This window comes from Variovorax sp. UC122_21, from assembly GCF_044056785.1.
Taxonomy (GTDB): domain Bacteria; phylum Pseudomonadota; class Gammaproteobacteria; order Burkholderiales; family Burkholderiaceae_C; genus Variovorax.
In genome coordinates this window covers 3343623-3367950 of sequence record NZ_CP172004.1, presented here as the reverse complement: position 1 = coordinate 3367950, position 24328 = coordinate 3343623, and the positions used below count along the sequence as shown (strand labels likewise).

Annotated in this window: 16 protein-coding genes and 6 pseudogenes; 5 read left to right on the top strand and 17 right to left on the bottom strand. The window is 68.7% G+C overall.

Features of this window, described 5'->3' with window-relative positions:
* Nucleotides 1–8 precede the first annotated feature (8 nt).
* The 8 genes and pseudogenes from prmB to ACHMXE_RS28145 all read right to left on the bottom strand — a co-directional run bounded on the left by prmB (nucleotide 9) and on the right by ACHMXE_RS28145 (nucleotide 9548).
* Entirely contained in the window at nucleotides 9–881 is an 873-nt protein-coding gene (gene prmB / locus ACHMXE_RS28180; protein ID WP_395347512.1) for a 50S ribosomal protein L3 N(5)-glutamine methyltransferase, read from the bottom strand.
* Nucleotides 878–2055, bottom strand: a pseudogene (dapE, locus tag ACHMXE_RS28175) (succinyl-diaminopimelate desuccinylase). The gene prmB and the pseudogene dapE overlap by 4 nt, the downstream one beginning before the upstream one ends.
* A 14-nt stretch (nucleotides 2056–2069) precedes the next feature.
* Nucleotides 2070–3217: pseudogene (locus ACHMXE_RS28170) on the bottom strand (PilT/PilU family type 4a pilus ATPase).
* A gap of 102 nt (nucleotides 3218–3319) precedes the next feature.
* Nucleotides 3320–4151 (bottom strand): annotated as a pseudogene (gene dapD / locus ACHMXE_RS28165) (2,3,4,5-tetrahydropyridine-2,6-dicarboxylate N-succinyltransferase).
* Nucleotides 4152–4201: 50 nt separating this feature from the next.
* A pseudogene (dapC, locus tag ACHMXE_RS28160) lies at nucleotides 4202–5428 on the bottom strand (succinyldiaminopimelate transaminase).
* A gap of 47 nt (nucleotides 5429–5475) precedes the next feature.
* Nucleotides 5476–6112, bottom strand: a pseudogene (locus tag ACHMXE_RS28155) (LysE family translocator).
* A gap of 31 nt (nucleotides 6113–6143) precedes the next feature.
* Nucleotides 6144–7490: an amino-acid N-acetyltransferase gene (gene argA, locus ACHMXE_RS28150; RefSeq protein WP_203205931.1), complete on the bottom strand. Its 1347-nt coding sequence runs from the start codon at nucleotides 7488–7490 to the stop codon at nucleotides 6144–6146.
* A 42-nt stretch (nucleotides 7491–7532) separates the two neighbouring features.
* The gene (locus ACHMXE_RS28145) at nucleotides 7533–9548 is read right to left on the bottom strand and encodes an AAA family ATPase (protein WP_395347511.1); all 2016 of its coding nucleotides are present in this window, start codon (nucleotides 9546–9548) and stop codon (nucleotides 7533–7535) included.
* Nucleotides 9549–10039: 491 nt separating this feature from the next.
* Between ACHMXE_RS28145 and hrpA the strand changes: the two are divergent.
* Nucleotides 10040–13824 (top strand): annotated as a pseudogene (gene hrpA / locus ACHMXE_RS28140) (ATP-dependent RNA helicase HrpA).
* Nucleotides 13825–13929: 105 nt separating this feature from the next.
* Here hrpA and ACHMXE_RS28135 read toward each other — a convergent pair.
* From ACHMXE_RS28135 to lptF, 8 genes are all read right to left on the bottom strand, one after another.
* Nucleotides 13930–14088, bottom strand: coding sequence for a DUF3309 family protein (locus ACHMXE_RS28135; RefSeq protein WP_082321553.1), 159 nt, complete (start codon nucleotides 14086–14088; stop codon nucleotides 13930–13932).
* Between the two features lie 95 nt (nucleotides 14089–14183).
* Nucleotides 14184–14651, bottom strand: a complete 468-nt coding sequence (locus tag ACHMXE_RS28130; RefSeq protein ID WP_395347510.1) for a DUF3592 domain-containing protein — start codon at nucleotides 14649–14651, stop codon at nucleotides 14184–14186.
* 13 nt (nucleotides 14652–14664) lie between these two features.
* Nucleotides 14665–15051 carry a rard protein gene (locus ACHMXE_RS28125; protein ID WP_395347509.1) on the bottom strand — a complete coding sequence of 129 codons (387 nt, stop codon included), beginning with the start codon at nucleotides 15049–15051 and terminating at the stop codon, nucleotides 14665–14667.
* A 38-nt stretch (nucleotides 15052–15089) separates the two neighbouring features.
* Entirely contained in the window at nucleotides 15090–16259 is a 1170-nt protein-coding gene (locus ACHMXE_RS28120; protein ID WP_395347507.1) for a pyridoxal phosphate-dependent aminotransferase, read from the bottom strand.
* A 52-nt stretch (nucleotides 16260–16311) separates the two neighbouring features.
* A complete protein-coding gene (locus ACHMXE_RS28115; protein ID WP_203205937.1) occupies nucleotides 16312–17253 on the bottom strand; it encodes a CysB family HTH-type transcriptional regulator in 942 nt (313 codons plus the stop codon).
* Nucleotides 17254–17316: 63 nt separating this feature from the next.
* Complete coding sequence (locus ACHMXE_RS28110) at nucleotides 17317–17691, bottom strand: sirohydrochlorin chelatase (RefSeq protein WP_203205938.1); 375 nt, start codon at nucleotides 17689–17691, stop codon at nucleotides 17317–17319.
* Nucleotides 17691–18800 (bottom strand): LPS export ABC transporter permease LptG, encoded by a 1110-nt coding sequence (gene lptG / locus ACHMXE_RS28105; protein ID WP_203205939.1) that lies wholly within the window; start codon nucleotides 18798–18800, stop codon nucleotides 17691–17693. The genes ACHMXE_RS28110 and lptG overlap by 1 nt, the downstream gene beginning before the upstream one ends.
* Nucleotides 18797–19939 carry an LPS export ABC transporter permease LptF gene (lptF, locus tag ACHMXE_RS28100; protein WP_203205940.1) on the bottom strand — a complete coding sequence of 381 codons (1143 nt, stop codon included), beginning with the start codon at nucleotides 19937–19939 and terminating at the stop codon, nucleotides 18797–18799. The genes lptG and lptF overlap by 4 nt, the downstream gene beginning before the upstream one ends.
* Nucleotides 19940–19960: 21 nt before the next feature.
* Between lptF and ACHMXE_RS28095 the strand changes: the two genes are divergently transcribed.
* From ACHMXE_RS28095 to ACHMXE_RS28080, 4 genes are all read left to right on the top strand, one after another.
* Complete coding sequence (locus ACHMXE_RS28095) at nucleotides 19961–21496, top strand: leucyl aminopeptidase (RefSeq protein WP_395347505.1); 1536 nt, start codon at nucleotides 19961–19963, stop codon at nucleotides 21494–21496.
* Entirely contained in the window at nucleotides 21493–21936 is a 444-nt protein-coding gene (locus ACHMXE_RS28090) for a DNA polymerase III subunit chi (protein WP_395347503.1), read from the top strand. Before ACHMXE_RS28095 ends, ACHMXE_RS28090 begins: the two co-directional genes overlap by 4 nt.
* Complete coding sequence (locus ACHMXE_RS28085; RefSeq protein WP_209544993.1) at nucleotides 21936–22355, top strand: hypothetical protein; 420 nt, start codon at nucleotides 21936–21938, stop codon at nucleotides 22353–22355. Before ACHMXE_RS28090 ends, ACHMXE_RS28085 begins: the two co-directional genes overlap by 1 nt.
* A 149-nt stretch (nucleotides 22356–22504) precedes the next feature.
* Nucleotides 22505–23713 (top strand): branched-chain amino acid ABC transporter substrate-binding protein, encoded by a 1209-nt coding sequence (locus ACHMXE_RS28080; protein ID WP_203205944.1) that lies wholly within the window; start codon nucleotides 22505–22507, stop codon nucleotides 23711–23713.
* 104 nt (nucleotides 23714–23817) lie between these two features.
* Here ACHMXE_RS28080 and ACHMXE_RS28075 read toward each other — a convergent pair whose 3' ends face one another.
* The gene (locus ACHMXE_RS28075; protein ID WP_203205945.1) at nucleotides 23818–24207 is read right to left on the bottom strand and encodes a response regulator; all 390 of its coding nucleotides are present in this window, start codon (nucleotides 24205–24207) and stop codon (nucleotides 23818–23820) included.
* Nucleotides 24208–24328: the final 121 nt, after the last annotated feature.

The window sequence follows — 24328 nt, the reverse complement described above, 5'->3', positions numbered from 1 at the left end:
GCGTCCGGTCAGCCCGCTTTCAACAGCGCCTCACGCGTGACCAGTAGCACCTGGTCGTCGCCGGCCGAGGTTTCGAGCCACACCACCTCGAGCTGCGGAAACGCCGCCTCGAAATGCTCGCGCTCGTTGCCGATCTCGAGCACCAGCACGGCGCGCTCGCTCATGCGCGCGGGCGCGTCGGCGAACAGTCGGCGCACGAAATCCATGCCGTCGGCGCCGCCGGCCAGCGCCAGCTCGGGCTCGGCGCGGTATTCGGCGGGCAGGGCGGCCATACTCCGGCTGTTGACGTAGGGCGGATTGCACAGCACCAGATCGTAGGGGCCGGGCGTGGCCGCGAGGCCGTCGGACTCGATCAGCGTCACGCGCGCATCGAGCGCGTGGCGCGTGACGTTGATCGCGGCCACCTCGAGCGCCGCCACCGACAGGTCGGCCGCGTCCACCGTCACCTCGGGGTAGGTCAGCGCCGCGAGCACCGCGAGGCTGCCGTTGCCGGTGCACAGGTCGAGCACGCGCTGCGTGTGCTCGCCGAGCCAGTAGTCGATGGAGCCGTCGGCGATCAGCTCGGCGATGAAGCTGCGCGGCACGATGGCGCGCTCGTCCACGTAGAAGGACACGCCCTGCAGCCAGGCTTCCTTCGTGAGGTAGGCGGCGGGCTTGCGGCTCGCGATGCGCTCGGCGATCAGCGCCTCGACCTTGGCCGCGTCGGCCGGTGCCACCGGCGTGTCGGCCACGGCGTCGAGCTCGTCGAGCGGCAGCTTGAGGCGCCACAGCACCAGCCAGGCCGCTTCGTCGAAGGCATTGGCCGTGCCATGGCCGAAGGCCACGCCGGCCTGCTCCAACTGCTCGGCGCCCGCTTCGATCAGCGCGATGACGGTCTTCATGCCGCGAGCGCAGCGTCGAGCTGCTTCAGGGTGCGCAGGTAGATGTTCTTCAGCGTTTCGATCTCGGCCACGTCGATGTGCTCGTCGATCTTGTGGATGCTGGCATTCACCGGGCCGAGCTCGACCACCTGCGGGCAGACCTTGGCGATGAAGCGCGCGTCGCTGGTGCCGCCGCTGGTCGACAGCTCGGTCTCGATGCCGGTCTCGTCGCGGATCGCGCCCTGCACGGCCGCGACCAGTTCGCCCGGCGTGGTCAGGAAGGGCAGGCCGCCGACGGTCCAGGCCAGCGTGCAGTCGACGCCATGCGCGTCGAGCACGGCCTGCACGCGCTGCTGCAGCGCCTGCGGCGTGGACTCGGTCGAGAAGCGGAAGTTGAAGTCGATCACCGCGCTGCCCGGGATCACGTTGCTCGCGCCGGTGCCCGCGTGGAAATTGCTGATCTGCCAGCTCGTGGGCTGGAACCAGGCGTTGCCGGCGTCCCAGCCGCCGGCCGCGTTGATCGCGACCAGCTCGGCCAGCGCGGGCGCCACCGCATGCACCGGGTTCTTCGCGAGGTGCGGATAGGCGATGTGGCCTTGGACGCCCGGACCGTGAGCTTGCCGCTCATGGTGCCGCGGCGGCCGTTCTTGATCATGTCGCCGCAGCGCTGGACGGCCGTGGGCTCGCCGACGATGCAGTAGTCGAGCTTCTCGCCGCGCGCGGCCAGCGCGTTGCACACGACCACGGTGCCGTCGACGCCCGGGCCTTCCTCGTCGCTGGTCAGCAGCAGCGCCAGCGTCAGGCGCGGATCGGGCACGGCCTGCAGGAACTCCTCGATCGAGACCACGAAGGCGGCCACCGAGGTCTTCATGTCGCAGGCGCCGCGGCCGTAGAGCTTGCCGTCGCGGTGGGTGGGCGTGAACGGATGGCTGGTCCACTGCTCGACAGGGCCGGTGGGCACCACGTCGGTGTGGCCCGCGAACACCAGCGTCTTCGTGGCGGCCGAGGCGTCGGCCGGGCGGCGCACCGCCCACAGGTTGGCGACCCGGAAATCCGCCGGACCGCTCTCGATGGTCTCGAGCACGAAGCCCAGCCGCGCGAGCCGCTCGCCCAGGATCTGTTGGCAGCCCGCGTCGTCGGGGGTGACGGAAGGGCGCGAGATCAGTTGTTCGGCGAGCTGGAGCGTGCGGGACATCGGGGGGGCGGTTCTCAGAATTTCACGTCGAGCGTGATGTCGGTGAAGGTCGGTTCGTCGAGCTGGTCGGTCAGGTGCCGCTCGTCGACCTGGGACTTAAGCGCCTGGCGGTTCTGCAGGCGCCACATGAGGTTGGTGGGCGAATCGGCATGCGCCAGCCCTTCCTCGCGGGTGATGCGTTCCTCGATCACGAGGCGCGCGATGTCTTCCTCGAAGGTCTGCGAGCCTTCGGCCATGGATTGCTCCATCGCTTCCTTGACGCCCGAGAAGTCGCCCTTCTCGATCAGCTCGGCCACCAGCGCGGTGTTGAGCATGACCTCGAGCGCCGGCACGCGCGCGCCCTGGGGCGTGCGCAGCAGCCGCTGCGAGACGATGGCGCGCAGCGCCGAGCCCAGGTCGCCCAGCAGCGTGGGGCGAACCTCGACCGGGAAGAAGCTCAGCACGCGGTTGAGGGCGCGGTAGCTGTTGTTGGCATGCAGCGTGGCCACGCACAGGTGGCCCGACTGCGCATAGGCGATGGCCGCGGTCATGGTCTCGCGGTCGCGGATCTCGCCGATCTGGATCACGTCGGGCGCCTGGCGCAGCGCGTTCTTCAGCGCCGTCTGCAGCGACTGCGTGTCGCTGCCCACCTCGCGCTGGTTCACCAGCGAGCGCTTGTTGGTGTAGGTGAACTCGATCGGCTCCTCGACCGTGAGGATGTGGCCGCTGGCGTGCTCGTTGCGGTAGTCGAGCATCGAGGCCAGCGTGGTCGTCTTGCCGGCGCCGGTGGCGCCCACCATCAGGATCAGCCCGCGCTTCTCCATGATGAGCGTCTTCAGGATGTCGGGCAGGTTGAGCTCGTCGAAGCCCGGGATGACCGAGGCGATGTGCCGCACCACCACCGCGTAGGTGCCGCGCTGGCGCATCGCGCTGATGCGGAAGTTGCCCGCGCCCTCGATGGCCACCGCCATGTTGAGCTCGCCGTTGGCCTCGAGCTCCTGGATGCGCGCGGGCGGCACCACCTCGGACAGCAGCGCGAGCGGCGCGGCCGGCGGCAGCACCTGCGCATTGATCGGCACGCACACGCCGTTGATGCGGTATCCGCCGGGGAGTGCGCCGACAGGTAGATGTCGGAGGCCTTGCGCTCGGCCATCAGCCGAAGAATTCGCTCCATCATGTTCATCGTCGCTCTCCTTCTCCTCGGTCGTTCGGCGGTGCCGTCGTGGCGCTCTGGTGGAACGGAAAAAAAGGCGGCCCCCTCAGGCCGCCCGGATCGATCGTCGGATCAGTCGCGCAGCAGGTCGTTGAGGCTGGTCTTCGAACGCGTCTGCGCGTCGACCGTCTTCACGATGATCGCGGCGTAGGTGCTGTAGTCCTGGCCCGTCTTGGTCTTCTTGGGCAGGTTGCCGCTGATCACCACGCTGCCGCTGGGCACGCGGCCGTACGAGATCTCGCCGGTGTCGCGGTTGAAGATCGGGGTGCTCTGGCCGATGTAGACGCCCATGCCGAGCACCGAGTTCTCTTCCACGATCACGCCTTCGACCACTTCGGAGCGCGCGCCGATGAAGCAGTTGTCCTCGATGATGGTCGGGTTGGCCTGCAGGGGTTCGAGCACGCCGCCCAGGCCCACGCCGCCCGACAGGTGCACGTTGGCGCCGACCTGCGCGCACGAGCCCACGGTGGCCCAGGTGTCGACCATGGTGCCTTCGCCCACGTAGGCGCCGATGTTCACGTACGAGGGCATCAGGATCGCGCCCTTGGCGATGAAGCTGCCGCGGCGGGCCACGGCCGGCGGCACGATGCGCACGCCCGAATCCTTGAGTTCGCTGGCCGACAGGTGCAGAACTGGTCGGCACCTTGTCGTAGAAGCCGAGCGAGCCGGCCTGGATCTGCTCGTTGTCCTTGAGGCGGAACGACAGCAGCACGGCCTTCTTGATCCACTGGTGCACCGTCCACTGGCCCACGCCCTCGCGCGTGGCCACGCGCAGCTTGCCGTTGTTGAGTTCGACGATCACGTGCTCGACGGCATCGCGCACCTCGGCCGAGGAGGCGCTGACGGAGATGTTGGCGCGGTCTTCCCACGCGGCGTCGATGATTTGTTGCAGTTGCTGGGTCATGAGAACTCTCGGATGAAGAAGCGAAAAAATCGGAGGCGGGGAGGGAAGGATCAGCGGCCGCCCTGCACGAAGCGCACGATGCGCTCGGCCGCCTCGACGCACTCGGCGGTCTCTGCCACCAGCGCCATGCGGATGCGGCCCTTGCCCGGGTTGACGGGGGCGCCGCCCTGCGGGCCGTGCGTGTCGCGTGCCGGATAGCTCCCGGCAAAACCGTGACATTGTATTGAGCGTGGAGGGCGCGGGCGAAGCCTTCGTCGTCGCCGGCCCACACTTCGGGCACGCCGGCCCAGAGGTAGAAGCTGGCGTCGGGCAGGCGCACGTCGAGCACCGGCTCGAGCAGCGGCGTGACGGCCGCGAACTTGGCGCGGTACATCTCGCGGTTGCGCACCACGTGCTCCTCGTCGCCCCAGGCGGCGATGCTGGCCGCGGCCACCACCCCGCTCATGGCGCTGCCGTGGTAGGTGCGGTAGAGCAGGAATTTCTTGAGGATGTCCGCGTCGCCCGCGACGAAGCCGCTGCGCAGGCCCGGCACGTTGCTGCGCTTGGACAGCGAGGTCAGCGCGATCAGGTTCTTGAAGTCGCCGCGGCCGAGCCGGGCCGCCGCCTCGAGCCCGCCGAGCGGCGGCTCGTCGCGGAAGTAGATCTCGCTGTAGCACTCGTCGGCGGCGATCACGAAGCCATGGCGCTCCGACAGCTCGAACAGCTTGCGCCATTCGTCGAGCGGCATCACGGCGCCCGTGGGGTTGCCGGGCGAGCAGACGAAGACCAGCTGGGTGCGCTGCCAGATCGCCTCGGGCACGCTGTCCCAGTCGACCGCGAAGTTGCGCGCGGGCACGCTGGGCGCGTAGTAGGGCTCGGCGCCCCGAGAGGAAGGCCGCGCCCTCGTAGATTTGGTAGAACGGATTGGGCGAGATCACGACCGGCGGATGGGCCGTGTCGCTGGCGTCGATCACGGTCTGGGCCAGCGAGAACAGCGCCTCGCGCGAGCCGTTGACCGGCAGCACCTGGGTGGCGGGATCGAGCGCCAGGCCGTAGCGCTTTTGCAGCCAGTCGGTGAAGGAGGTGCGCAGCTTCAGGTCGCCCGCGGTGGCGGGGTAGGCGGCCAACGCGCCGAGGCCCGCGCTCAGGGCCTCTTTGATGAATTCGGGTGTCGCGTGCTTGGGTTCGCCGATGCCGAGGCTGATGGGCTTCAGGTCGGGGTTCGGCGTGACGCCGGCGAACAGCTGCTTCAGCCGTTCGAAGGGATAGGGCTGGAGCCTGGAAAGCAGGGGATTCATGGGGCGAGATTATCGGCGACACGGGCCGCCGCCGCCCCGGCGCGGGCTCAGGGCGTGGCGCGGCGGTAGAAGGCCAGCGAGCCGGCCAGCGCCAGCAGCATCGCGCCGCAGGTGCGGTCGATCCAGCGTGCGGCGCGCGCGGTCAGCAGCTGCATCGCCTTGGCGCCGACGAAGGCATAGACCAGCATCACGGCCATGTCGAGGCCCGCGAACAGCACCGCGATGATCGCGTACTGCATGCCCTGCGACGCGGCGGGATCGATGAACTGCGGCAGCAGCGCCGAGCAGAACAGGTAGCCCTTGGGATTGGTCACCGCGACCAGGAAGGACTTGAAGAAGACCTGGCGCCCGCTGCCGGTCGCGACGGCCGCGCCCTCGGCGGGCCGCTCGAAGCTGCCGCCCTGCGAGCGCAGCATGCGGATGCCGAGCCAGGCGAGGTAGGCCGCGCCCACCCACTTGAGCATCGAGAACCAGAACTCCGAGGCCGCCAGCAGCGCGCCCAGGCCCAGCGCCACCGCGCCCACCAGCACGAAGTCCGACAGCATCGCGCCGAACATGCCCGGCAGCGCGCCGCGCACGCCGCGGCGCGAGCCGTTGCTCAGCGCCAGCAGCACGGTGGGGGCCGGGCGTGGCGATGGCGGCCAGGGCCACGATGGAGAACAGCAGGGCGGTGGTGAGCGTCATGGCTTCTCGCGGGCGGGATCGATGGGAGGGTTCAGATCTTCTTCACCAGCACCTGACTCTTGCGGTCCCAGTTGTACTTGCGCTTGCGCGCCTCGGGCAGCCAGTCGGGGTTGACCTGCTGGAAGCCGCGCTTGAGGAACCAGTGCATGGTGCGGGTGGTGAGCACGAACAGGCTCTCGATGCCCATGGCCTTGGCGCGGTGCTCGATGTGCTTGAGGATGCGTTCGCCGTCACCCTGGGCCTGCGACTGCGGCGAGACGGTGAGGGCGGCCATCTCGGCGGTCTTCGCCTCGGGATAGGGATAGAGCGCGGCGCAGCCGAAGATCACGCCGTCATGCTCGACCACCGTGTACTGGTGGATGTCGCGCTCGATCTCGGTGCGGTCGCGCTTGACCAGCGTGCCGTCGCGCTCGAAGGGCTCGATCAGCTGCAGGATGCCGCCGATGTCGTCCACGGTCGCCTCGCGCAGGCTCTCGAGCTTCTCGTCGATCACCATGGTGCCCACGCCGTCGTGCACGTAGACCTCGAGCAGCAGCGAGCCGTCGAGCGCGAACGGCAGGATGTGGTTGCGCTCCACGCCGGCCTTGCAGGCCTTCACGCAGTGCTGCAGGTAGAAGGCGGTGTCGGTGGGCTTCTGCGGCGGCGGCAGCGAGGCCAGCAGCTTCTCGGCGGCGTCCAGCGGTAGCTCGGTGTCGATCGGGTTGTCCTCGCTCTCGGGCAGCTCGCTGTCGATGCGGATGCCGGGAATCTCGGTCAGGAAGATCAGCTTGTCGGCCTGCAGCGAGATCGCCACGCTGGTGGCCACGTCTTCCATCGTGAGGTTGAAGGCCTCGCCGGTGGGCGAGAAGCCGAACGGCGAGATCAGCACCATGGCGCCGAAATCGAGCGTGCGACGGATGCTGGTGGAGTCGACCTTGCGCACCAGCCCCGAATGCTTGAAGTCCACGCCGTCGACCACGCCCACGGGTCGCGCGGTGATGAAGTTGCCCGAGATCACGCGCACCGTCGAGCCCGCCATCGGCGTGTTCGGCAGGCCCTGGCTGAACGCGGCCTCGATCTCGTAGCGCAGCTGGCCCGCGGCTTCCTGGGCCGAGTCGAGCGCCACCGCGTCGGTGATGCGGATGCCGTGCGAATACTTCGCCTCGTGGCCCTTGGCGGCGAGCTGCTCGTTGACCTGCGGGCGGAAGCCGTGCACCAGCACGATCTTCACGCCCATGCTCTGGATCAGGGCCAGGTCCTGCGCGATGTTCTGGAGCTTGCCGGCCGCGATCGCCTCGCCCGCGAGCCCGACCACGAAGGTCTTGCCCCGGTGCGTGTGGATGTAGGGCGCCACGGAACGGAACCAGGGCACGAAAGTGAAATTGAAGACGGTCGACATGGGCGTGATTGTGCATTCTTGGACGCGTTTTGGTGCAGCGCATCAGGCCAGGGCGCGCAGCAGCCGCGCGGCGCCCGCGGCCGGCGGCGTGCCGCGGGCCTTGAACGACGCGAGCTGCGTGGCGTAGGCGTCCAGCGGTTCGGCCTCCGGCGCGGTCGAAGGCACTGCCGTGGCGAGCGGCAGGCCGAGCAGCCCGGCGAGCTCGGCGGGCGCGATCGAGCCCTGGGCCATCAGCGCATCGACCACGGCCAGGAAGGCCGTCGCATGCGACTCGATCAGCTCGAGCGCGCGGATGTGCTCGCGCGCCAGGATCTGCTCGATCTCGCGGTTGGTGGCCGCCACGTCGGTGTTGAGGTTGTCGTTCGCCTCGCGCGTCACGTCGGTGCGGCTCCAGCGGCTGCCGAAGGCGTGGTGCCGCACGTGGCGCGCCGCGGTCTCGGTGGCCTGCGCCAGGTCCTGCTCGGCGCCGGTGGTGGCGCCGGCATCGCCGAACACCAGCCGCTCGGCCGCGCGGCCGGCCAGGCTCACGCAGATGCTGTCGAGCGTGTTCTGCTTCGACCAGGCCTTGCGCTTCACATAGCTGTTGTAGCCGCCCTCGAACGAGGCCACGTTGATGCGGATCTCCTGCGGCGCGCGGCCGAACAGCAGCGCATAGACCAGCCCGTGGCCGGCCTCGTGCACCGCCAGCAGCGCACGGAAGTCGGCATTGGCGCGCTGCTTGAGCCGGTTGAGCTCGAGCACCACCGGGAACTCGCGCCGCGCGAGGCGAAAGCGCGCCATCATCTTCGCCTGGCCCTGCGCACCCTGCGATCCGTCGCCCGCGTCCAGCATCAGCCACACCGGCTCGGCGCCGTTGGCGCCGTGCTCGAGCGCCCAGAGCGCCGCGTTGACCAGGGTCGCGCTGAGGATCGCGTGGATCGACGAGAACAGCGGCCGCGTGCCCTGCGCGGGGAACACCGCGTTGGCGTAGATCTGCTCGTAGACGCTGGCGTCGAGCACGAAGCGCACGCCCGAGCTCTCCTGGATCTCGCTCACGTAGCGGTCGCAGATCGAGAGGATCAGGCGCACGTAGGTCGCGCGGTCGAACGAGGGATAGATCACGTGGTTGTTGCCCAGCCGCGCGATCTGCTCGGGCTTGAAGCGTTCGGCCAGCGCCTTCTTGACGTCGATCAGCGACAGCTTCTTCGTCAGCGCGTGGAAGATGTCGGCGTCGGTGTCGCAGTCCTCGACCCGCTTGGCGGTCTCGGCGTACATCTCGTCGAGGTTGCCCGCGACGAACACCAGCAGCTTCGAGTAGTCGGTCTCCCAGCTCTCCTGCGAGGCGCGGAAGGCGCGCAGCCGCTCCTGGATCTCGGCCGGCCTCCAGGTCATGATCTCGAGCAGCGATTCGCGCAGCTTGAGGCAGCGCTTCAACTCCTGCGCTTCCCACGGCGACAGCTGCAGCCGGCGCTTGCGGCGCGGCTTGCCGTCCTTCTCGTCGTCTTCTTCGTCGTCCTCGTCCGCGCTCTTGCGGTCCTGGTCGTACTCGGCCCAGGCCAGCGAGGACTCGATCTCGCCGAGCACCGACAGCGAAGGCGGCAGGCGGCCGTCGGACAGCAGCGCCCAGACGTCCTGGTAGCGCTCGACCTTGGCTTCCTTGCCGTGCTTGTCGACGGTGCGAAAGCGCTGGAACTCGTCGAGCACGAGGATGCCGCGCTCGCCCTCGGCGATGCCCGACTCGGCCAGCATGGCCGAGATCGAGCCGGCGCTGCGGTGGCCAGAGCCATGGCTGAAGCCGTCCATCTGCACTTCGATGAAGCGGTCGTAGAAGCCCAGGTGCTGGGCCAGGCGGCGCACCAACTGCGTCTTGCCGGTGCCCGTGAGGCCCCAGAGGCAGACGATGACCGGGCGGGCGATGAGCTGCGGCAGCACGTACCAGGCGCGCAGCGAATCGATCACGCGATCGATGATGTCGTCGATGCCGAAGAGCTCGGTCTTCAGCGAATGGGCCACGGCCTGCAGGTGGCGCGAGCGCTCGGCGAGCGTCGCATGCAGGTCGGAATGGATGTCGTTGGACATGGCGGTCTTTTTCTTCTTCGGATGATTTTTCGGGAGACGGGAACGCGGCCGCTTCCCGCGAACGGGGAGAGGCTGCATGCGATGCGCGGTTCGGGATCAGGGCGGCGCGCTTCGGATCGCTTCCGAAGCGTGCGGGCGGCGGCGTTCCGTGAGGGGAGGAAACGCGGCGCGCGCGGGCTTCGTCAGGCCGGGCGGGTCGACTTGACCCCGCCACGTGCAATCACGTGGCCTGCGCGCATGCGCAGCGAGGGGGGTACAAGGATGGTGGTCATGGCCGCGATCGTAGCGGCGCAGGTCCGGCGCGTAAAGAATATTTACGCCGTGGTGTGGAAGCGCTGCAACATCCACGGTGCGCGCCGATAATCGACGGTTTGCCCGAAGAGAACGGGCGCCTGCGCTTGCGACCCCCTCCCTTGACGACCACGACGACTTCCCCCCTTCGCATCGACTTTCCCGAATCGCTGCCGGTCTCGGCCCGGCGCGAGGAGATCATGGCCGCCATCCAGGCGCACCAGGTGGTGATCGTCTGCGGCGAGACCGGCTCGGGCAAGACCACGCAGCTGCCGAAGATCGCGCTGGCACTGGGCCGCGGCAAGCTCAATGCCGAGCCCGGCAAGGGTCGCCTGATCGGCCACACGCAGCCGCGCCGCATCGCCGCGAGCTCGGTGGCCAAGCGCATCGCGGAGGAACTGAAGACGCCGCTGGGCGACGTGGTCGGCTTCAAGGTGCGCTTCCAGGACCGCCTGTCGCGCGATGCGTCGGTCAAGCTGATGACCGACGGCATCCTGCTGGCCGAGACGCAGACCGATCCGCTGCTCAAGGCCTACGACACCATCATCATCGACGAGGCCCACGAGCGCTCGCTGAACATCGACTTCCTGCTCGGCTACCTGCGCGAGATCCTGCCGCGCCGGCCCGACCTCAAGGTGATCGTGACCTCGGCGACCATCGACGCCGACCGCTTCGCGCAGCATTTCGCCTCGGCCAAGGGGCCGGCGCCCACGGTGTTCGTCTCGGGCCGCACCTTCCCGGTGGAGCAGCGCTACCGGCCGTTCGAGGAATCGCGCGAACACGACCTCAACGACGCCATCGCCGACGGCGTCGACGAGCTCTGGCGCGATCCGCACCATGCGGGCGACATCCTGGTCTTCCTGCCCGGCGAGCGCGAGATCCGCGAGGCCGCCGACCACCTGCGCCGCCATCTCACGCACCAGCCGCTGTATCGCAACGCCGAGGTGCTGCCGCTGTTCGCGCGGCTGTCGCAGGCCGAGCAGGACCGCATCTTCGACGGCCACACCGGCCGGCGCATCGTGCTGGCCACCAACGTGGCCGAGACCTCGCTCACCGTGCCGGGCATCCGCTACGTGATCGACACGGGCACGGCGCGCGTGAAGCGCTACAGCTTCCGCAGCAAGGTCGAGCAGCTGCTGGTCGAGCCGATCAGCCAGGCCGCCGCCAACCAGCGCGCGGGCCGCTGCGGCCGCGTGGCCAACGGTATCTGCATCCGCCTCTACGACGAGAAGGACTTCGAGGGCCGGCCGCGCTTCACCGATCCCGAGATCCTGCGTTCGTCGCTCGCGGGCGTGATCCTGCGCATGAAGTCGCTGCGCCTGGGCGACGTGTCGCGCTTTCCGTTCCTCGAGGCGCCGTCGCCGCGCGCCATCGCCGACGGCTACCAGTTGCTCAACGAGCTCGGCGCGGTCGACGATGCCAACGAGCTGACCGCCACCGGCGCCGAGCTCGCCAAGCTGCCGCTCGACCCGCGCGTGGGCCGCATGATCCTGGAAGCCCGTTCGCGCGGCGCGCTCGAGGAGGTGCTGGTGATCGCCTCGGCGCTCAGCGTGCAGGACGTGCGCGACCGCCCGATGGAAGCGCAGCAGCAGGCCGACCAGGCGCATTCGAAGTTCGACGACGAGAAGAGCGAGTTCAGCGGCTACCTGCGGCTGTGGAAGTGGATCGCCGACGCGCGCGGCGGCCATGGCGACAGCCACAAGCTCAGCAACCGCCAGTACGAGCAGCTGCTGCGCCAGAACTTCGTCAACGTGCGTCGCGTGCGCGAATGGCGCGACATCCACTCGCAGCTGCTCACGGTGGTCACCGAGCACAAGTGGCGCATCAACGCCGAGCCCGCGGGCTACGAGCCGCTGCACCTGTCGATGCTGGCGGGCCTGCTCGGCAACATCGGCTGGAAGCTCGAGGACGACGAGGCCTACCTCGGCGCGCGCGGCATCAAGTTCTACAAGCATCCCGGCGCGCACCTGAAGAAGAAGCCCGGGCGCTGGATCGTGGCGGCCGAACTGGTCGAGACCACGCGGCTGTTCGGCCGCGGCATCGCCAACATCGAGCCGCAGTGGCTCGAGCAGGTGGGCGGGCATCTGCTGAAGAAGCAGCTGCTCGATCCGCACTGGGAGAAGAAGAACGCGCAGGTGGCCGCGCTCGAGCGCGCCACGCTCTACGGCCTGGTGGTCTACAGCGGCCGGCGCGTCGACTTCACGCGCGTCGACCCGGTCGCCGCGCGCGAGATCTTCATCCGCGAGGCGCTGGTCGGCGGGCAGTGGGACAGCCGCTTCCCGTTCCTCGCGGCCAACCGCAAGCTGGTGCGCGAGGTCGAGGGCCTCGAGCACAAGTCGCGCCGGCAGGACGTGCTGGTCGACGACGAACTGATCTTCGCCTTCTACGACGCGCAACTGCCGGCCGACGTCGCCAGCGGCACCGGCTTCGAGAACTGGTATCGGCAGGCCTCGAAGGAGCAGCCGCGGCTGCTGTTCCTCACGCGCGACGAGCTGATGCGCCACCAGGCGGCCGGCATCACCACCCAATCGTTCCGCCCACCTTGCGACTCGGCGGCGTGGACTGCGCCGCGAGCTACCTGCACGAGCCCGGCGATGCCAAGGACGGCCTCACGGTCAGCGTGCCGCTGTTCGTGCTCAACCAGGTCAGCGAGGAACGCTGCGAGTGGCTGGTGACGGGCATGCTCAAGGACAAGATCCAGGCGCTGCTCAAGAGCCTGCCGCAGCGTCCGCGCTCGCGGTTGGTGCCGCTGCCCGAGTCGGCGGCGAAGCTAGCCGAGGCGCTGTCGGAGCCCGAGCTGTTCGGCACCGGCTCGCTGACCGATGTGCTGCTCAAGCGCGTGCGCGACATGACCAGCATCGACGTCAAGCGCGCCGACTTCAAGCTCGACATGCTGGCGCCGCACCTGTTCATGAACCTGCGCGTGGTCGACGAGCACGGCCGCCAGCTCGGCATGGGGCGCAACCTCGGCGCGCTCAAGGCCGAGCTCGGCGCGAAGGCGCGCGGCGCGTTCCAGGCGCTCGCCGGACTCAACGTGAAGGCCTCGGCCGAACCCGCCAAGGCCGCGGCGCCCGCCGACGCGCGTCGTGCCCAGGAGGCGGCACCGCCCGCGCCCGCCACCCCGGCGCTGCCGGCCGGCCAGCGCTACACCGCCTGGAGCTTCGGCGAACTGCCCGAGCTGATGGAGGTGCGCCGCGGCGCCCAGTCGCTGGTCGGTTTCCCGGCGCTGCGCGACGAGGGCGACGCGGTCACGATCGAGGTCTTCGACGAGCCCGCGGTCGCGGCCGCGAAACATCGCGCGGGTCTGCGCCGGCTGTTCGCGCTGCAGCTGAAGGACGCGCTCAAGTACCTCGAGAAGAACATCCCCGACCTGCAGAAGATGGCCGTGGCCTACATGCCGCTGGGCACCGCCGACGAGCTGCGCGCGCAGATCGTCGAGATCGCGATCGACCGCGCCTTCCTGCAGGAGCCGCTGCCGGCCGACGAGTTCGCGTTCAAGCGGCGGCTCGACGAGGGGCGCGGACGGCTGACGCTGATCGCCAACGAGGTCGCGCGGCTGGCCGCGACGATCCTCGCCGAATACGCCGCGGCCGCGCGCAAGATCAAGGACACGAAGATCCAGCCCGAGTCGGTGCAGGACGCCGCGCAGCAGCTGCAGAAGCTGGTCGGCAAGCGCTTCATCGCCGATGCGCCGTGGACGCAGCTGCAGCATTTCGCGCGCTACCTCAAGGCCATCGTGCTGCGGCTCGACAAGCTGCGCGGCGACCCGGCGCGCGACACCGCCAAGCTGGCCGAGCTGCGCCCGCAGGAACAGCGCTACTGGCGGCTGGTGGCCGAGCGCAAGGGCGTGGTGGACGACCGCATGCTCGAGTTCCGCTGGCTGCTCGAGGAACTGCGCGTGAGCTTCTTCGCGCAGGAACTGCGCACGCCGCAGCCGGTGAGCGTGAAGCGGCTCGACAAGGCCTGGGCGCAGTTGCAGGCCTGAGCGTTCTTTCGAGGTTCCAAAGAAAAGCCCGCTGTCGCGGGCTTCGTCCGAAGAGGCCTTCGCCTCGTCATGAAGGGCGAGGCAGGGTGCAGCCTCGCCCGCGCGTCATATCCTGCCCATCAGCACCAGGATGATCACGATCACGAGCACCAGGCCCAGGCCGCCGCTGGGACCGTAGCCCCAGGTACGGCTGTGGCCCCAGCTCGGCAGCGCGCCGATCAGCAGAAGGATCAGGACGATCAGCAGAATGAACGAGAGCGACATGTTTTCTCCAGGGACGTTGTTATCGAGCCTCGATGCTCGTGACCCCGGGGTGCGCGCAGCGCAAGAGAGCCGCGCCTTCGCCGGTCAGGACTGTCCTACCGTGGGCGTCGGCGCCCGCGCCGGGTGGGCTGCGCCGGCGTAGCGACGACGACGACGGCGAGCACCAGCACGACCACCAGGAAGGCCGTGCCGATCGCACCGAAGACGATGGACATGCCCCACAGCGAGAAGAAGCTGTCGATGCGCGCGTTGCGCGGATCGCCGGGCGCATGCAGCACCCGCACCGCCTCGCCGACCTCGTAGGAGGGCGGGTTGCTGCTGGCCGAGGACTCGAAATCGATCGTCTCGCCCGCGGCCGTGCGGAAACGCACGCGCGGCTTCCAGGTGCCGTCGCCGTCGTCGTCCGATTCCACGTGCAGCAGCTCGATCACCTCGCCCTGTGCGTGCACCGCCGACCGTATGAAGTAGACGGTGTGGGCCGCCACGAGCAGCGCCACCGCGAACAGGGACGCGGCGATGCCGCCGAAGACCTTCTGCAGGGTGCGCAGTTGGGGATTCGCCATGGTCGTTTCTCCTTCAGCCGCCGCGGTGCGATGCGCCCGCGGCGAATTCGCCGAGCAGGCCGCCCAGGCTCGCGAGCAGCAGGCAGGCGGCGAGGAAACCCACGGTGCGCAGCAGCCCGAGCAGCGCCTGCCGCCAGGGCCGCGTGCGCAGGAAGAACAGCGGCACGCCCAGCAGCGGGAACACGCCCGCGAACAGCGCGATGCGCCCGCGAGGGACCTGGCCGCGCGCGAGCAGGTCGGCGCGGCACCAGGCGTAGCACAGTGCGGTGATCAGCGGCATGTGCAGCATGTCGATGGCCGAGTACTGCCGGCCCGGCAGCAGCGGCACGAAGGCGTCGGCGATGCCGGCGGCGAGGAAGGACAGCGCCAGCGCGCCGAGGAGGAGCCGGGGCGCCTGCATCGCTTGCGGTCTCGTGGCGCGGGAGGCGGTCGCCCGTCTCAGAGCTTGGCGAGCCGGTCGAGCGCGGCGACCAGCGTCTCGTCCTTCTTGGCGAAGCAGAAGCGCACCACGCGCTGGTCGAAGCCGTCGCCGTAGAAGGCCGACAGCGGGATCGCCGCCACGCCGATCTCGCGCGTGAGCCAGAGGCAGAAGTCGGCCTCCGAGAGATCGCTGACCGCCGAGATGTCGACGCACTGGAAGTAGCTGCCTTCGCTGCGCAGCAGCTTGAAGCGGGTCCTGGCGAGGCCGGCGGCGAACAGGTCGCGCTTGCGCTGGTAGAAGGCCGGCAGCTCGAGGTAGGGCGCGGGGTTGGCCATGTAGCGCGCCAGCGCATGCTGCATCGGCGTGTTGACGGTGAACACGTTGAACTGGTGCACCTTGCGGAACTCGGCCATCAGCGGCGCCGGCGCGGCCACGAAGCCGACCTTCCAGCCGGTGACGTGGTAGGTCTTGCCGAAGCTGCTGACGATGAAGCTGCGCGCCGCCAGGCCCGGGAAGCGGGCCACGCTCTCGTGGCGCGCGCCGTCGTAGACCATGTGCTCGTAGACCTCGTCGGCGATCACGAACACCTCGGTGGGCGCGAGCAGTTCCTCGAGCCGGCGCATCTCGGCCTCGGTCCACACGGTGGCGCTGGGGTTGTGCGGCGTGTTGACGATGATCGCGCGCGTGCGCGGGCTTAAAGCGGCGGCGATGCGGTCGAAATCGGGGCGGAAGGTGCCCGGCACCAGCGGCACGCGCACCACGCTGCCGCCCGCGAGCTCGATGTTGGGCACGTAGCTGTCGTAGCAGGGCTCGAGCACGATCACCTCGTCGCCCGCGCGCACCACCGCGAGGATGGCCGTGATGATCGCCTGCGTGGCGCCGGCGGTCACCGTGATCTCGGTCGCGGCGCTGTAGACGTGGCCGTAGAGCGCCTCGATCTTGGCGGCGATGGCCTCGCGCAGCGCGGGGATGCCCGGCATCGGCGGGTACTGGTTGTGGCCCGCGGCCATGGCGGCCGTCACGTCCTCGAGCAACTGCGGATCGCAGTGGAAATCGGGGAAGCCCTGGCCCAGGTTGACCGCGTTCTTCTCGGCCGCGAGCGCGGACATCACGGTGAAGATGGTGGTGCCGACGGCGGGCAGCTTGGTCGCGATCGCGGGCGTGCGGGGGGAAAGGGCGGTGCTCATGGTGGGATGCGTGGGAGGGATGTCGGGACGAGCGCGTGATCCTCGGTGGCGCTCAGAGTTCGTAGTCCTGCTGGTGGCCGCTCAGGGCCTTGGCGATCAGGTTGCGGTCGAGCCGGTCGGACAGCAGCTCGGCGAACTTGAACACGAAGTTGCGCAGGTAGGCGCTGCGCTTGAAGGCCACGCGCGCGATGTTCTGGCCGAACACCTGGCCCATGGGGCGCACCACGAGGTCGGCGTTCGATTCGTCGCGCACCGCCATCTCGGCCACGATGCCCACGCCGAGCCCGAGGCGCACGTAGGTCTTGATCACGTCGGAGTCGATGGCTTCGAGCGCGATGCGCGGCGCGAGCTTCTTCTGCGCGAACGCATGGTCGATGCGCGTGCGGCCGGTGAACGAGGGGTGGTAGGTGATGATCGGTTCGGAGGCCAGGTCCTCGAGCGAGATGCGCTCCTTGGTGGCCAGCGGATGTTCCTTGGGCAGCACCAGCACGTGCTGCCATTCGTAGCACGGCAGGGTCACGAGCTCGGCGTAGTCGGCGAGCGATTCGGTCGCGATGCCGATCTCGGCCACCTCGTCGATCACCATGCGTGCCACCTGGTCGGGCGAGCCCTGGTGCAGGCTCACGTTGACCTTGGGGTAGGCCTCGCGTAACTTCGCCACCGGCACCGGCAACACGTAGCGCGCCTGCGTGTGGGTGGTGGCGATGGACAGCGTGCCGCTGTCCTGGGCGCTGAACTGCTCGCCGATGCGCTTGAGGTTGCCGACCTCGCGCATGATCAGCTCGATGCTCGCGATCACGTGCTGGCCCGGCTCGGTCACGCGCTTGAGGCGCTTGCCGTGTCGCGCGAAGATTTCCACGCCGAGTTCTTCCTCGAGCTCGATGATCGCCTTCGACACCCCGGGCTGGGAAGTGTGCAGCGCCTTGGCGGCCTCGGTCAGGTTCAGATTGCGCCGCACGGCTTCCTGAACAAATTTGAACTGGTGCAGATTCATATCAAATTCCGTCTTATTGCGGAATTTATTATGCCTTCGGAATCTATGGAAATTGCCGAATGTTCAGATTTCCGCCGCAATTCGGGCCAGCAGATCGATCACCTGCGGCGATTCCCCCACGGTGGGGCCGAGCGTGAAGGCCAGCGCGGGCCACTCGGCGCGCAGCGCATCGAACTGGCGCGGGATGTCCTCGCGCGCATGCTTGCCCATGCCGAGGAACATCGGCACCACGCGGATCGCGGTGGCACCTTCGCCGGCCAGCGCGGCCGCCGCGGTGCGCAGGTCGGGCTCGGCCAGCTCGAGGTAGGCGCAGCGCACCAGCGCCGCGGGCGACAGCGCCCGCACCCGTGCCGCCACGGCCTCGATCGGCAGGCGCCAGCGCTCGTCGCGCGAGCCATGCGCCAGCAGCACGATGCCCTGGACCGTCGGCGTGGCCATCAGCGTCTGAGCACCAGCCAGCTGAAGGCCGCCAGCGACATCACCGAGTAGATGAGCCCTGGCGCCGCCGCCGTGATCCAGGGCGACCAGTTGCTCAGGTTGCCGAGGTAGCCGAACACGTTGTTCAGCAGGAAGAAGCTGATGCCGATCATCACGCCGCCGAACACGTAGGTCGTGATGCCGGCCTGGCGGAAGTGCAGGTAGGCGAAGGGCAGGGCGAGCACCACCATCACCAGGCAGGACAGTGGATAGAACACCTTGCGCCAGAACTCGATCTCGTAGCGCTGCGCGGTCTGGCCGTTGGCGTCGAGGTGGCGGATGTAGTCGAACAGGTCGATGGTGCTCATGCGGTCGGGCCGCAGCAGCGCCACCGACACCATCTCGGCCGTCAGCGAGGTCGGCCAGTTGAGCTCGAGCATCCGGGTGGTGCCGACATGCGCCTTGCCCTCGGGCGCGTGGGTGTCGTAGTCCTGCTGCTCGATCTCCGACAGCACCCAGTAGCCGCGCTCGATGCGCGCCGTGTTCGCTGTCATCTGCTTGCGCAGGTAGCCCTTGTCGTCGAACTCGAAGATGCGCGCGGTCTTAAGCACGCCGTTGCGCGAGATCGACAGCACGTTGACGGCATAGGACGACTTCTCCTGCTTTTCCTTGAGCCAGGCGCCGGTGTTGCCGACGAAGGTGAAGGTGCCCTGGTAGCGCGACTTCACGAGCTGCGCTGCGCGCTCGGCGGTCGGCGCGAGGTAGTCGCCGACGGCGAAGGTCAGCACCACGAAGCCCAGGCCGAGCACCAGCAGCGTGCGCAGCGCGCGCCAGGGGCCGAGGCCGCTGGTGCGCAGGATGGTGTATTCGGAGCTCTGCGCGAGCCGCGCCATCACGAAGATGCAGCCGATCAGCACCGTGATCGGCAGCAGCTCGTAGAGATGGCTCGGCAGCAGCAAGGTCACGTAGAGCAGCGCCTGCGCCGGCCCGTAGGCCAGGCTTTCGGGGCGGCCCACGGCCTGCAGCTCGTCGACGAAGTCGAAGAAGAAGAACAGGCTCAGGAAGCCGAGGGTCACGAAGGCCACGGCCTTCAGCGCCTCGACGTAGATCAGGCGGCGGATGGTTCTCATGGCGTGGGTTCCAGCCGGGCGGTGGTGGCGGGCGGCGTGGGGCCGGCGCCGGGGCCGCCGCGGCTCTTGCGACGCGCCCAGTTGTTGTTGCGCAACGTGAGCCACGAGACGGCGATCAGCGCCACGCCGCCGTGCAGCAGCAGCATGAAGCCGCCCATGCCGTAGCGGCCCGAACTGATCCAGCTCTGGCCCAGGTTCAGCAGGTTGTAGTAGATGACGAAGGCGAACAGCGCGAACAGCAGGTTGCCGCTGCGGCCCACGCGCGGGTTGACGCTGGAGACGGCCAGCGCCAGCAGCACGAAGTTGATGGCCGCCAGCAGCATGCCCACGCGCCAGGCGAGTTCGCCGCGCGCCGCGTTGGCGTTGAAGTCGCCCAGCAGCGACAGCGTGGTGCGCGCGCGTGGCGGCGTGGCGTCGCTGGAGCCCGCGGCGCTGCCGCCGGCGCGCGTGCCGTAGGTCTCGAATTCGCTGATCTTCAGGCCGCTGTCGGGCAGCAGCGGGCGCTCCAGGCGCTGGCCGTTGCTCAGCATCAGGTAGCGCGAATTGCCGAGCGTCTCGATGCGGCCGCTGCGCGCCGAGGTCGTGATCTGCAGGTTGCGCTCGATCGACCAGATGAAGACGTTGGTGGCGGTGGCGCTGTCGGCGGAGTCCTTGTCGATGAAGAACACGCGCAGCCGGCCGGCCGACTCACGGAATTCGCCGGGCGACACGCGCTCGAGGTCGCCGCGCTGCTCGTACTGCTGGCGCATGCCCATGGTCTGCGAGTTGGCCCAGGGCCAGCCGATCAGCGCCATGGCGGCGATCAGCAGCAGCACCGGCCAGGCGAAGCGGAACAGCGGCTGCACGAAGTCGGACAGCCCGCGGCCGCTGGAGAACCAGATCACCATCTCGCTGTCGCGGTACATGCGCGACAGGGTGCCGACGATGGCGATGAACAGGCTCAGGCTCAGGATGGTCGGCATGTAGCCGAGCACCGTGTAGGCCATGACGAGGAACACTTCGGACGGGTTCACGCTGCCCTTGGAGGCCAGTCCGAGCGTGCGGATGAGCATCATGGTCATCACGATGGTGACCAGGACCACGAGGGTCGCTCCGAAGCTGCGGGACAGCTCCTTGCGTAGGGAAGAATGGAATAACATCGTTCGAGGAAAAAAAGGATTATGGACTTTCAACTCAAGACCCTCACCGTCGCCCGCGCAGCGGCCGAAAAATCCGACGTCCTGATCGTGCTCGTGGGCAGCGCGCCGCTCGCGTCCAAGGACCCCCTCTCCGTTCAGATCGCGGCCGCCCGCAAGGCCGGCGACCTGCCCGACAAGGCCGGCAAGCTGCTGTCCCTGTACCGGCCCGAGGACGTGGCCGCCGCCCGCGTGGTGCTGGCGGCCATCGGCGACGGCAAGCCGGCCTCGGTACGCAGCGGCGTGATCGCCGCCGTCAACGCCGCCAAGGCCCAGTCGCCCAAGCGCGTGGTGCTGGCCTTCGCCCAGGAGGCCGAGCCCGCGGCCGTGGCGAGCGCCGTCCTCGCGGCCGCCGACGCCAGCTATGTCTACACCGCCACCAAGTCCAAGGCCGAGCCGCGCAGCATCCGCCAGGTGACCGTGGGCGTGGCCGACGCGGCCCCGGTCGGCGCGGCCTTCGAGCAGGCGCGCGCCACCGTCGAGGGCATCGAGTTCGCCAAGGAATGGGGCAACCGCCCCGCCAACCACGCCACGCCGACCATGCTGGCCGAGGCCGCCAAGGGCCTGGGCAAGCTGCCCGGCATCAAGTGCGAAGTGCTCGGTCCCAAGGAGGTCGACAAGCTCGGCATGGGTGCCTTCGCCGCCGTGGCCCAGGGTTCGGCCGAGCCGCTGCGCTTCATCGTGCTGCGCTACCAGGGCGGACCCAAGGACCAGGCGCCCGTGGTGCTGGTCGGCAAGGGCATCACCTTCGACACCGGCGGCGTCTCGCTCAAGCCGGCGGCCGAAATGGACGAGATGAAGTTCGACATGTGCGGTGCCGCGAGCGTGCTCGGCACCTTCCGCGCACTGGCCGGCATCCAGCCCGCGATCAACGTGATCGGCCTGATCCCCTCGTGCGAGAACATGAACGACGGCCGCGCCATCAAGCCCGGCGACGTGGTCACCAGCATGAGCGGCCAGACCATCGAGATCCTCAACACCGATGCCGAGGGCCGGCTGATCCTCTGCGACGCACTGACCTATGCGAAGCGCTTCGACCCCGCCGCCGTGATCGACATCGCGACGCTCACGGGCGCCTGCGTGGTGGCCCTGGGCGGCGTGCGCAGCGGCCTGTTCTCGAGCGACGACGCGCTGGCCGCGGCACTCGAGGCCGCGGGCGAAAGCTCGCAGGACCGCTGCTGGCGCCTGCCGCTCGACGACGAATATGCCGAGGGGCTGAAGACCAACTTCGCCGACGTCGCCAACGTGGCGGGCCGCGCGGGCGGTGCCATCACCGCGGCCAAGTTCCTGCAGCGCTTCACGGCTGACTTCGCCTGGGCGCACCTGGACATCGCGGGTACCGCGTGGAAGAGCGGCGCGGCCAAGGGCTCGACGGGCCGGCCGGTCGGCCTGCTGGTCTCGTACCTGACGGGCCGCGCGCAGGACGGCGCGGCGACTGCCGGCGCCGGCAATGCCAAGGGCAAGGGCAAGGGCAAGGGCGACAGCAAGGCGGCGGCCCGCAAGGCGCGTTCGGTGCAGTGACGGAGATCGGCTTTCACTACAACGCGCCGGACAAGCTCAGCTACGCCTGCCGGCTCGTGCGCAAGGCCGTCGCCACGCGCGGCATGCGCGTGGTGGTGGTCGGCGAGGCGCAGTGGCTCGATGCGGTCGATGCCGGGCTCTGGCAGCTCGCGCCGACCGAGTTCGTCGCGCATTGCCGCGGCGACGCGCCGGCCCATGTGCTCTCGCGCTCGCCGGTGATCCTGGCCGACGAGGGCGCCGAGTCGGCCGCGCTGCCGCACCGCGAACTGCTGGTCAATCTCGGTGCGCAGGTGCCCGCGGGCTTCGAGCGCTACGAGCGCCTGATCGACATCGTGAGCAACGAGCCCGACGACCGCCAGATCGGCCGCGCGCGCTGGCGCCATTACGCCGATCGCGGCTACACGATCCAGCCGCACGACTTCGCGAGGAGCGCATCCTGATGGCCAGTCCGACCCGCACACCGCCGCGTTTCGTTCCCACCCTGACGACGGTGCTCGACCTGCCCGCCGAGCCGGTCGCGGCGCATTCGCCACTCGCCGACAACGCGGCCGCGGATGCCACCGCGCCGGCCGTGCCCGACCCGGCCCAGGCCGTTGCATTGCCGCCCGCGGTGCAGCGTTCCGAGGCCGACATCGTGCGGCTCGAGGAGCAGTTGCTGCACCGTGTTCTTCAGCGCGTGGACTTCTCGCTCGAGGAGCGTTTGAGTGACACCGTGGCCGCCGCCGTGCAGCAGCAACTCGATGCGATGGTGCCGCGTTTGCGTGGCGAAATCGAAGCCGTTTTGCGTGCGTTGGTGATCGAGGCAATGGCCGCCGAACTCTCGGAAAACCCAGGGTCTACGCCAACTTTCGAGGGGTGAAGCTTCAGCTAAACTGCGCGCCAGGTCGGGTGGGCCAAAGCTGGAGGGTTAGGGTGGCCCGGGTCTGCGGCGCGGAACTTGCGAGGTCAGGAGCGCCCGGATCACACGACCGGTTTCTCAATCTCATCATCCATGTTCTGGAGGTTCTCATGCAATTGAAATGGACTGCGGTCGCTCTGGCTGCACTCACGCTGGTGGCTTGCGGCAAGAAAGAAGAAGCTGCGGCACCCGCTGCTGCCCCGGCGCCCACCGCGGCCGCCCCGGCACCCGCTGCACCTCCCGCCGATGCACTGGTCGTGAAGATCGGCCACGTGGCTCCGACCAGCGGTCCCATTGCCCACCTCGGCAAGGACAACGAGTTCGGCGCCAAGATGGCGATCGAGGAACTGAATGCCAAGGGTCTGAAGATCGGCGACAAGGTCGCCAAGTTCGAACTGGTCGCCGAAGACGACGCCGGCGATCCGAAGCAAGGCACGGCCGTGGCCCAGAAGCTGGTCGACAGCAAGGTCAACGGCGTGGTCGGTCACCTGAACTCGGGCACCACCATCCCCGCCTCGAAGCTCTACAGCGACGCCGGCATCCCCCAGATCTCGCCGTCGGCGACGAACCCCAAGTACACCCGCCAGGGCTTCAAGACCACCTTCCGCGTGGTGGCTGACGACACGCAACTCGGCGGCACGCTGGGCAAGTACGCGGTCGAAACGCTCAAGGGCAAGAACATCGCCGTGATCGACGACCGCACGGCCTACGGCCAGGGCGTCGCCGAAGAATTCGAGAAGTCGGCCAAGGCCGCCGGCGCCACCATCGTGGGTCACGAATTCACCACCGACAAGTCGACCGACTTCAACGCCATCCTGACCAAGCTCAAGTCGGCCAAGCCCGACGTGCTGTTCTTCGGCGGCATGGACGCCGTCGGCGGCCCGATGCTCAAGCAGGTCAAGCAGCTCGGCCTGAACGTCAAGTTCATGGGCGGCGACGGCCTGTGCACCGGCGAACTGCCGAAGCTCGCTGGCGATGCCATCGGCGAAGACATGGTGGTGTGCGCGGAAGCCGGCGGCGTGGACGGCGACTTCAAGCAACCGCTGGAAGACTTCAAGGCCAAGTTCAAGACCAAGAACGGCGTCGACGTCCAGATCTACGCACCGTACGTCTACGACGCGGTCAACGTGCTGGCCGAAGCCATGGTCAAGGCCGGTTCGTCCGACCCCGAGAAGTACCTGCCCGAAGTCGGCAAGATCCAGTACAAGGGCGTGACCGGCCCGATCGCCTTCGACGAGAAGGGCGACATCAAGAACGGCGCGCTGACGCTCTACACCTACAAGGGTGGCCAGCGTACGCAGATCGCCGTGGTGCGCTGATCGGCTGCGATCCGCGTTCCAAAGAGAAAGGGCCTTCGGGCCCTTTTTTCATGAGCGCTCGAAACGTCAGGGGACGAAGGGAAGGGCGGGGAACGCCCGCGATCTCAGAGCGGCGCGAGTCCCGAGGGGCGGTCGGTGTTGCAGTACTCGATGAAGGCATCGAGGTCGCGCGACTTGTCGAACACCGCGTCGGCGCCGAGCGTTTCGCAGCGCGCGCGGATGTCGGCCGTCACGTAGTTGCTCAGCACCACCGCGCGCTGGCCGGGACGGCGTTCCTTGCAGCCCGCGAGCACGCCCAGGCCCGAGCCTTCCTTGAGGAACAGATCGACGATCAGCAGTTCCCACGCGGCCGGATGGTCGCGCAGCCATGCCAGCGCTTCGGATTCGGTTTCGGCAAAGCCAACGACTTGGGCATTCACGAGGTCCTCGAGTGCCGGAACCAGGTTGTCCCTGATGGTCTTGTTGTCCTCGACGAGGAACGTGATGAGGGCCATGCCACGGTTAGGGTGTGAGAACCAATAGCGTAGCGTGCCGCGCGCGCTTGCTGCGTAGGAGAAAGGAGACGGAGAAACGCGGCGTGTCCCTATTTCATACGATGTCCATGGCACTCGGGCA